Origin of the sequence: Actinomadura sp. KC06, assembly GCF_004348735.1 — a bacterium.
Taxonomy (GTDB): domain Bacteria; phylum Actinomycetota; class Actinomycetes; order Streptosporangiales; family Streptosporangiaceae; genus Spirillospora.
On sequence record NZ_SMKT01000078.1, the window covers coordinates 32,396 to 41,037 of the forward strand.

At 75.1% G+C, this 8,642-nt stretch carries 9 protein-coding genes; 5 read left to right on the forward strand and 4 right to left on the reverse strand.

What is annotated here, in order from left to right; translation table 11 throughout:
* Nucleotides 1–55 precede the first annotated feature (55 nt).
* Nucleotides 56–550: a DUF3145 domain-containing protein gene (locus tag E1287_RS24085; RefSeq protein WP_131967322.1), complete on the reverse strand. Its 495-nt coding sequence runs from the start codon at nucleotides 548–550 to the stop codon at nucleotides 56–58.
* A 324-nt stretch (nucleotides 551–874) separates the two neighbouring features.
* Between E1287_RS24085 and E1287_RS24090 the strand changes: the two genes are divergently transcribed.
* Genes E1287_RS24090 through E1287_RS24105 form a run of 4 tightly spaced genes read left to right on the forward strand, consistent with a single transcriptional unit; the run spans nucleotide 875 to nucleotide 5,642 of the window.
* Nucleotides 875–2,116, forward strand: coding sequence for a S8/S53 family peptidase (locus E1287_RS24090; protein WP_131967323.1), 1,242 nt, complete (start codon nucleotides 875–877; stop codon nucleotides 2,114–2,116).
* Between the two features lie 33 nt (nucleotides 2,117–2,149).
* Nucleotides 2,150–2,677 (forward strand): sigma-70 family RNA polymerase sigma factor, encoded by a 528-nt coding sequence (locus E1287_RS24095; RefSeq protein ID WP_131967324.1) that lies wholly within the window; start codon nucleotides 2,150–2,152, stop codon nucleotides 2,675–2,677.
* The gene (locus tag E1287_RS24100; RefSeq protein ID WP_131967325.1) at nucleotides 2,674–3,126 is read left to right on the forward strand and encodes a hypothetical protein; all 453 of its coding nucleotides are present in this window, start codon (nucleotides 2,674–2,676) and stop codon (nucleotides 3,124–3,126) included. The genes E1287_RS24095 and E1287_RS24100 overlap by 4 nt, the downstream gene beginning before the upstream one ends.
* Entirely contained in the window at nucleotides 3,123–5,642 is a 2,520-nt protein-coding gene (locus tag E1287_RS24105; protein ID WP_243719396.1) for a CHAT domain-containing tetratricopeptide repeat protein, read from the forward strand. Before E1287_RS24100 ends, E1287_RS24105 begins: the two co-directional genes overlap by 4 nt.
* Nucleotides 5,643–5,660: 18 nt before the next feature.
* On the opposite strand, the gene E1287_RS24110 is transcribed toward E1287_RS24105, so the two are convergent.
* The 3 genes from E1287_RS24110 to E1287_RS44870 all read right to left on the reverse strand — a co-directional run bounded on the left by E1287_RS24110 (nucleotide 5,661) and on the right by E1287_RS44870 (nucleotide 8,367).
* Nucleotides 5,661–6,491 carry a sulfurtransferase gene (locus E1287_RS24110; protein ID WP_207934414.1) on the reverse strand — a complete coding sequence of 277 codons (831 nt, stop codon included), beginning with the start codon at nucleotides 6,489–6,491 and terminating at the stop codon, nucleotides 5,661–5,663.
* A 110-nt stretch (nucleotides 6,492–6,601) separates the two neighbouring features.
* The gene (locus E1287_RS24115; RefSeq protein WP_243719398.1) at nucleotides 6,602–7,708 is read right to left on the reverse strand and encodes a nucleotide pyrophosphatase/phosphodiesterase family protein; all 1,107 of its coding nucleotides are present in this window, start codon (nucleotides 7,706–7,708) and stop codon (nucleotides 6,602–6,604) included.
* 77 nt (nucleotides 7,709–7,785) lie between these two features.
* Entirely contained in the window at nucleotides 7,786–8,367 is a 582-nt protein-coding gene (locus tag E1287_RS44870) for a DUF5998 family protein (protein ID WP_207934416.1), read from the reverse strand.
* A 36-nt stretch (nucleotides 8,368–8,403) separates the two neighbouring features.
* Here E1287_RS44870 and E1287_RS24120 point away from each other — a divergent pair.
* Nucleotides 8,404–8,642, forward strand: a 239-nt coding sequence (locus tag E1287_RS24120) for a hypothetical protein (protein WP_207934417.1), incomplete at its 3' end; no start/stop codon positions are given.

Genomic DNA, 8,642 nt, shown 5'->3' on the forward strand with positions numbered 1-8,642 from the left:
AGCGCTCCAGCGGGACGGCGTCGGGCGTCAGACGGCCGCGCGGGTCACCGGGGCGTCACACCGCCGCATGCAGCCAGCGGACGGGAGCGCCGTCCCCGGCCCGCCGGAAGGGCTCCAGCTCGTTGTCCCACGGGGTGCCGAGGAGGCGGTCCAGCTCGTTCTCCAGGGCGACCTTGCCGTGCGCGGCGTTCGCCATGACGGAGCGCAGCCGGTCTTCGGGGACCATGATGTCGCCGCTGGCCCCGATCACGCCCGTGAACACCCCAAGCGACGGGGTGAAGCTGAACCGGACGCCGTCGGTGCCCGGCGTGGGGTCCTCGGTGGCCTCGAAGCGCACCAGCTTCCACGTCCGCAGCGCAGAGGTGATCCCGGCGGCGGTGCCCGGCCTCCCCTCCCAATGCAGCTCGGCGCGCAGCGTTCCCGGTGCGGCCGCCTGATCTGTCCACTCAAGGGAAACGGGCACACCGAGAACACCCGCGGCGGCCCACTCGATGTGCGGGCTCAGCGCAGGCGGCGCGGAGTGGACGTAGAAAACGCCACGTGCGGTCACCGGACCTCCTGGATCTGTACCGAGGCTCGTCTTCCCCTACGGCCTCGTACGTCCCAAGTCGGCGTCCGCGTCCCTCATTGTGCATCATCGGCACGTGTCGCACCACCGTGAGTTCACGGATTATCGAACGCTTGACCACAGGATGCACATCGTTCACGGGCGCTGACCGACCAGGGTAGGGCCTGCGACGCCGCCGCGCGGCGAAAGTTCAAGACGATCGCGTCCGCCTCCGGCCGCGTCCCGATGTCCGTTATCGGTCACGAACCGTCGCCCCGCGGGCACGATGAGTGCAGGGGCCGGGGCCGATGCGAGAGCGAGGGACCGATGTTCGATCAACAGGCGCGGCTGGAACGGGTGCTGGCGCGGCACCGCGACGCGGTCGTGGTGGAGCCGGCGCCGGGGCGCCCGGCGCTGATCCGCCGGGACGAGATCCTGGTCGCCGGGCAGGACGCCGGCGCGGCCGAGGGCCTCGTCCGGCGCTGGTACGACTCGCGGCACGACGAGCGCGGCGTCTCGCGGCTCCGGCTGCGGGCCGCGGCGAAGGTGGACGTGTGCGAGCTCGCGTCCGGGCTCGGCGCGGGCGCCCGGGTCGCGGACGGGCGGCGCCGCCGGCTCAGCGTGTCGCCGAACCATCTCGTCCACGGGCAGCCGATGTGGTGGAGCGGGCCCGCGGACCTGCCCCGTCCGGCCGCGCCCCTCCCCGCGCCCGAGGCCGCCGCGGTGCGCCGCGATGTGGCGGTGGCGATCCTCGACACCGGCCTGTCGCCGCACCCCTGGTACGCGGACGCGGAGTGGTACCGGGAGCAGCACGCCGAGGTCGAGGAGGTCCTCGACGCCGACCTGGACTACGAGCTGGACGCGCAGGCCGGGCACGGCACGTTCATCGCGGGCGTGGTGCTGCGGCACGCGCCGTCCGCGCGGCTCCTGGCGCGCCGCGTGATCGGCGGCGACGGCGTCGGCGACGAGCTGGACGTGATCCGCGCGCTGGAATGGCTCGCGGAGCGCGGCGGCGCCGACGTGGTCAACATCTCGCTCGGCTGCCACACCTACGACGACCGTCCGTCCCCTGTGCTGGCGCGGGCGATCGCGGCGCTCGGCCGCCGGACGGTCGTGGTGGCGTGCGCGGGGAACACGGCGACCGAGCGCCCGTTCTGGCCGGCGGCGATGAAGCCCGTCGTCGGCGTCGCGGCGCTGGACGGCGGCGTCCGGGCCGCGTTCTCCAACCACGGCTGGTGGGTGGACGCGTGCGCGCAGGGCGTGGACGTGGCCAGCACGTTCGTCCGGTTCGACGGGACGCGCCCGCCCGCGGGCGGCATCGACCCCGACCTGTTCGACGGCTATGCGATATGGAGCGGGACGTCGTTCGCGGCGCCCGCGGTGGCCGGGCGGATCGCCGGGCTCGCGGCGGCGCAGGGCCTCGACGCGGTCACCGCGGCCGACCGCGTGCTCGATCCGGTGGCGCACCCCGTCCTCCCGGATCTCGGCGTCGTGGTCGGTCCTGGAGAGCGGCTCGGCCGTGAAGCGGTAATCGCCCACGCGGAGTCACCTGTCGATGCCATAGGGTGAGCGCTTAGCGGGGGGCCTCGGGAGGAGACTTCGGTGGCCCATTGGGACGACAGTACGGATGAGCTGGTGGTCCGGGCGCGCGGCGGCGACGGCGACGCATGGGCCCGGCTGGTGGATCGGCACAGCGGGCTGCTGTGGTCGATCGCCCGCTCGCACGGGTTGGACGACGCCGATTCCGGCGACGTGGTGCAGACCACGTGGCTGCGGCTGGTGGAGCGCATCGACGGGTTGCGTGACCCGGGCGCGACGGCGTGCTGGCTGGCGACGACCGCGCGGAACGAGAGCCTGCGGCTGGTCCGCCGGCGCGCCCGCGACCTGCCGCTCGTGCCCGCGCCGCGCGCGCCGGAGCCGGAGCCCGACCAGGTGGTGCTCGACCGCGAGCGGGTCGGGCGGGTCGGCGCGGCGCTCGACGCGCTGCCGCGGCGCTGCCGGACGCTGCTGCGGCTGTTCGCGCTCGCGCCGAGCCAGGCCGAGCTCGCCGCCGCGCTCGGCATCCCGGTCGGCAGCGTCGGCCCGACCCGGGCGCGCTGCCTGGAGGCGCTGCGGAGGCTCGTGCCGTGAACGACGACGAACTGCTGGCGGGCGTCCGCGACGCGTTCAACGCGCTGGACCCGGTGCCGGACGGCGTTCTGGCGGCGGCGCGCGCGTCGATCGCGTGGCGGGCGCCGGGCGCGACGCTCGCGGAGCTCTCGCGCGACCGGGGCGGCCGCGCGGCGGCGGCCGGGGTCCGCGGCACGGCGGGGCGGGTGCTGACGTTCACCTGCCCCGGCGGCGAGGTGGAGATCGAGGTGGCGGAGCACGGACCGGACCGCGAGCTGACCGGGCGGATCGTGCCGTCCGCGGCCGCGCTCGTCCAGGTCCGGCACCCGGACCTGCCGCCGGGCGGGATCACGGCCCGCGCGGAGACCGCCGGGCTGTTCTGCGTGCCGCGCGTCCCGGCGGGCCTGGTGAGCCTGGTGTTCCGGCTGGACGACGGCACGTCGATCGTCACGAGCTGGATCCGCTTGTGACCGGCTCGGACGAGGACGAGCTCCTCCAACTGGCCGCGTCCGACCCGGCCGACGCGTACGCGCGAGCGCTCGCGCTCCTGGACGAAGGCGGCGGAGTGCTCGCGCTGCGGGTGGCCGGGCTCGCCGCCAAGGAGTTGGGACGGCTAGAGGAAGGTCTCGCTTTCCTTCATCGAGCCTTGGAACTGGCCGACGACGTCTATACGGCGGCACAGGTGCGGATGAACCTCGTCGGGCTGCTCACGGCGCGCGGTGACGTCGCTGGGGCGCTGGCCCACGTGAAGGAGGCGGAGACCGTCCTGGACGGCCCGGACGCAGACCGGCTAGCCGCGAACAAGGCATGCGCCCTGGCAAGAGCCGGACGTCTAGACGAAGCACACGACGTGGCCGCACAAGCCTTGCCCCGCCTAAGGCGCGGGCACGATCCGGCCGCTCTCAATGGCCTCCTCACCAATCTGGGGCTGGCGCGGGCGTTGCGTGGCGACTTCGCCGGGGCGGAGTCGGCGCTCGTGGAGGCGGTCGCTGTGGGCGAAGAGGCTGGGCTGCGTCACCAGACTGCGATGTCCAAGGGCAATCTCGGCTTCGCGATGGCGCGGCGTGGGCACGTCCCGCGCGCGCTTCGTCTCTACGCCGAGGCCGAGCCGCATCTGACAGGTGAACGCCTGGCGCAATGCTGGTTCGACCAGGCGGAAACCCTCATCCTGGCGGGTCTGCCAGACGAGGCTCGTCCCGTCCTGCTTGCGGCTTTGGATGCGACCACGGCGAACGGCTACGGGTGTGACGTCGCGGACGGATTCCTGCTTCTCGCCCATGCTGAACTGGCCGCCGGGAACGCGGAGCAGTGCACGGAGGCCGCCGAACGGGCACGTGCCGCGTTCGCGGAGCAGGAACGCACCGGATGGATGCTGCTGGCTGAGCACGTCCTGCTGCGCGCACGGTGGGCGTCGGGTGAACGGTCGGCGGTCCTGCTGCGTTCGGCCGTGGCCACGGCCGAACGGCTGGAGAGCGGCGGCTGGGCCGACGCCGCCGACGAGGCCCGCATCGTCGCCGCGCGGGTGGCGCTGTCCCTGGGCAGACCGGCGGGGCACCTGCTTTCGCCGGTCGGACGGGCAAGCGGCCCTGCGTCCGCGCAGATCGCCGCCTGGCACGCCGCCGCCCTCGAACGTTCCGCACGGGCCGACCGCAAAGGCGCCGTAGCCGCGGTCAAGCTCGGGCTCCAGGTCTCCGAAGACCACGCCGAAGCGCTCGACGCGCTTGACCTGCGGGCCCGCGCGTCCGGGCTCGCCACGGAACTGGCCGAGTTCGGTCTCGGCCTGGCCTGCTCGCCACGGGAGCTGCTGGCCGTCGAGGAACGGAGGCGGGCGATCGCGCGTCCGGCCCGCGTCCGTCCGCCGAAGGACCCGGAGCGGGCGGCGGCGCTGGCGGCGTTGCGCGCCCTCAGCGTCGAGCGCACGGCCGGCACGGCGCGGGGCGGCGCCGTCCCGCCCGTGCTCTCCCGGGAGATGGCGGACCTGGAGGCGAAGGTGCGGGCGCGGACGCGGCGCCGCCCGGCCGGCGCCTGCCCGCCCCGCTCCGCGGGCCTCGCCGAGATCGCCGCCGCGCTCGGCGACCGCGCCCTGGTCGAGATGATCGCGATCGGGCCGGACCTGCACGCCGTCACGCTCGCCGACGGGCTGCTCCGGCGGCACCGCCTGGGGGCGCGCGACGCGACCGCCCGCGAGACGCGCCTGCTCCGCTACGCCGTGCGCCGCCTCGCCGGGGACGACGGCGACGGGCAGGCCCTCACCGCCCTCGCCGACGCGGCCGAGCGCCTCGACGGCCACCTGCTCGCCCCGCTGCGCGCCGACCTCGGCGGCCGCGAACTCGTCATCGCCCCGACCGGCGCGCTGCACGGCCTGCCCTGGGCGGTGCTGCCGTCCCTGGCCGGGCGGCCGTTCACGATCGTGCCGTCCGCCGGCGCCTGGCTGCACGCCCGCGACCACTCCGGCCCTGCGGACGGGCACACGGTCCTTGTCGCGGGGCCTGGTCTGCGCCACGCCGGACGCGAGATCGACGCCCTGCGACGCCTCCACCCGGACGCCGTCGTCCTGGACGGCGACGACGCACGCGCGGAAACCGTCCGCGACGCACTGGACGGCGCGTCCCTCGCCCACATCGCCGCCCACGGTGAGTTCCGGCAGGGCAACGCCCTGTTCTCGCGCCTGCGCCTCGCCGATGGGCCCCTGACGGTCCACGACCTGGACGAGCTGACCGTCCCACCGCGCGTGATCGTACTGTCCGCGTGCGACATCGGCCGCGCCGACGAGGGCGACGCCGTCCTCGGCATGGCGGGCGTCCTGCTCGCCCTCGGCGCCGCGACGGTGATCGCCAGCGTCGCGCCCGTCCGGGACGCGGCCACGCCCGAGTTCATGTCCGCGTTCCACGCCCGCCTCGCCGCCGGTCAGAGCCCATCGCGGGCCCTGGCCGCCGTCGCCCGACCCCTGGGGGTGGCGGGCCTGCTCTGCATGGGCGCCGGCTGACGGTGCCGGCCCGCGGGTTCAGTGGTCGCCGGTGGCGATCGGGTTGGACGGGTCCGTCACCCAGTTGGACCAGGAACCCACATAGAGCGCGGCGGGGATCCCGGCGAGGCTGAGGGCGAGGATCTCGTGCGCGGCCGTCACGCCGGACCCGCAGTACGCGCCGACGTCGAGCGCGTCGGTCGCGCCGAGCTGCGCGAAGCGTTCGCGCAGCAGCTCGGGCGGCAGGAACCGGCCGTCCACGCCGACGTTCCCGGACGTGGGCGCGTTGCGGGCGCCCGGGATGTGCCCGGCGACGGGATCGACGGGCTCCTGCTCCCCGCGGTACCGCTCGGCGGCGCGGGCGTCGAGGAGGACGCCCGCCGTGGCCAGCTCGGCGGCCCCCTCCGCGTCCAGCACGGGCAGCCGGCCCGGGTTGGCGATGAAGTCGCCCGGCTTGACCTCGGGGTCGTCGGCGCTCACCGGACGGCCCGCCTCCGTCCACGCCCGGTACCCGCCGTCCAGGACGCGGACCCGGTCGTGGCCGAAGTACCGCAGCGACCACCACACGCGGGCGGCCGACGTGGAATCGGCGTCGTCGTAGACCACGACGAGACCGCCCTGCGACACCCCGGCGCGGCGCATGGCCGACTCGAAGGCGACGGGCTCGGGAAGGGGATGGCGGCCGCCTGGGCCCGGCGGCCCTGCCACGTCCTGGTCGAGGTCGACGAACACGGCGCCGGGCAGGTGCCCCTTGCGGTAGGACTCGATCCCCGGGGGGCCCGCCAGATGCCATCGGACGTCCAGCAGGACCACGGGCGTCTGCCGCCGGAGCAGCCGGTCCAGCGCGGGCACTTCGATGAGAGGGTGCACACCGCCAGTTTGACCGCCGACGCCCCGATTAGGGAGGGGCGATTCCTTGTTCATCTCACCTACCCGCGGGTTCGGGACCTGGACGTGGTCAGGTCGGTGCAGGGACGTGGTCAGGGCCGGGACGTGGTCAAGAGCGGGACGAGCTGCTCCGCCGGGACGAGGGAGCCGTGCATGCCGACCATCCGGTCCAGCCACGGCTCCCGCTCCGACGCGACGATCGCGAGGTCGGCGTGCGGGACGGCGATCACGTCCCCGACGCGCTCCAGCATCCCCGGGCCGAGTGGCCCGAACCAGCCGTTCGCGACGGCCTCCTCGCGCGGGACGACCCACGCCCGGTCGCCGAGCAGTGCCGTCCAGGCGGCGAGGACGTCGGCGTGCGCGCCGGGCTCGCTGTAGACGTACCGGGCGCGGGCGTCGCCGCCGAGGAGCGCGACGCCGTCCCGCAGCTCCGGAACGGTGTCGACGTCCACCCGCTCGGTCGGGTCGACCATGCCGTGGTCGGCGGTCACGTACAGGGCCGCGCCGGGCGGCAGGACGGACGCGATCCGCTGGACGAGCATGTCCATGAACCGGAGCTGGTGCCGCCAGTCGGCGGAGGCCGTCCCGTAGCGGTGGCCGGTCGAGTCCAGGTCGGCGTGGTACACGGTGACGAAGGAGCGGTCGCCCTGGCGCAGGGCCAGTTCGGTGCGTCCGACGAGCTGCCCCAACCCGTCGGCGGCGTGGTAGCGGGCGCCGCGCGTGGTGGCGCGGCTCAGCGGGGTGCCCCGGTAGTAGCGGAGCGCGACGTAGCCGACCTCGACGCCGTCCGCCGCCGCCCGCTCGTACACGGTCGGGACGGGCTGGAACTCCTCCGGGACGACGGAGTCGTCCTGCCAGCGCAGGCAGTTCAGCAGCCGGCCCGTGCCCGGGATCGCCACCTGCACGCCGAGCAGCCCGTGCGCGCCGGGCGGGGCGCCGGTGCCCAGCGAGCCGAGGCTGCTGACCGTCGTCGCCGGGAACCCGGAGGTGATCGCGCCGCCGTCCATCGCGTTCAGGTACGGGGCCTCGTCCGGGTGGGCCTTGAGCTGCTGCCAGCCGAGCCCGTCGATCAGCAGGACGCAGACGCGCGGCGACGGCGGCAGGCCCAGGACGTTCACCGCGTCCGCGACGCCCAGCGACGCCAGCACCGACGGCGGAAGATCGGCGAGCGCGCCCGCCCCGTACCGCGGAACAGGCACCTCCGGAACAAGCGGCCCCACGACGGGCGGCCCTGGGACGGGCGTCCTGGGGACGGGCGGCTCAGCGCCGGGTGCGGTCACCGGGCGGTCGCGGCGGACAGTTCCTCGGCGAACGCCAGCACGTGGCCGACGGCGTCCGCGCCGTCCGCGGCCTCGCTGACCCGCAGGGACAGGTCGTCGGACGTGACGCTGCCCGTGTACCCGTGGTCGGCCTCGCAGTTCTCGTCTCCGCAGGTCGCGGGCTCAAGGTCGATGTGGGCGATGGCGCCCCAGCCGATGGTCAGCACGACCTCCGTCGGCGGCACGCCCGGCACGTAGGACGCCGGGTCCGGGACGACCCGGGTCACCGCGACCGACTGGACGCGCTCCAGCTTGACGGCCTCGGTCGTGGTGGACGCGTGCGGCTGCGCCATGCCCTCGCCGGGCGGGTGCTCGTCGGTGTGGCACACCAGCAGCCGGCTGGCCGACAGGACCAGCACCGTCACGTGCCGCCGCACCTCCATCGCGGGGTCGAACGTCGCCTCGTGGTGGACGACGTAGGCGACGACGGGCTCGTCCCCGATGGCCGACTCGACCGCGTCCGCGACCAGGTCCGGGTAGTAACCGCTGCGCTCGATCGCCGTGCGCAGACCGCCGGCGGTCGCTCGGGTTTCCCTCATGGCCCCATCCTGCCCTGTCCGAGGGCGGACGTGCACATGACGGACCGTCCTCCAGCCCCCACCCACCGCCATTCAGCTGACGAGCTCCGCTCGACGGCCCGTGGCACGGTCAGCGCCGCGATCGCCGGGTACGGGGTCTGCATGGACGAGAAGCCGCTTCCCAAGCCGCCGCCGGTGCCGCCGCCCACCCCGGATCCGGCGCCGAACCCGGAACCGCTGGTCCCGCCCACCGAGCCGCCGCCAGGCCCGCCGCCGGGACCCGCGCCGCAGCCTCC

Coding starts and splice junctions, on each gene's coding strand:
- E1287_RS24090 (WP_131967323.1), top strand. CDS start 875: ATGTTCGATCAACAGGCGCGGCTGGAACGGGTGCTGGCGCGGCACCGC.
- E1287_RS44870 (WP_207934416.1), bottom strand. CDS start 8,367: ATGAGGGAAACCCGAGCGACCGCCGGCGGTCTGCGCACGGCGATCGAG.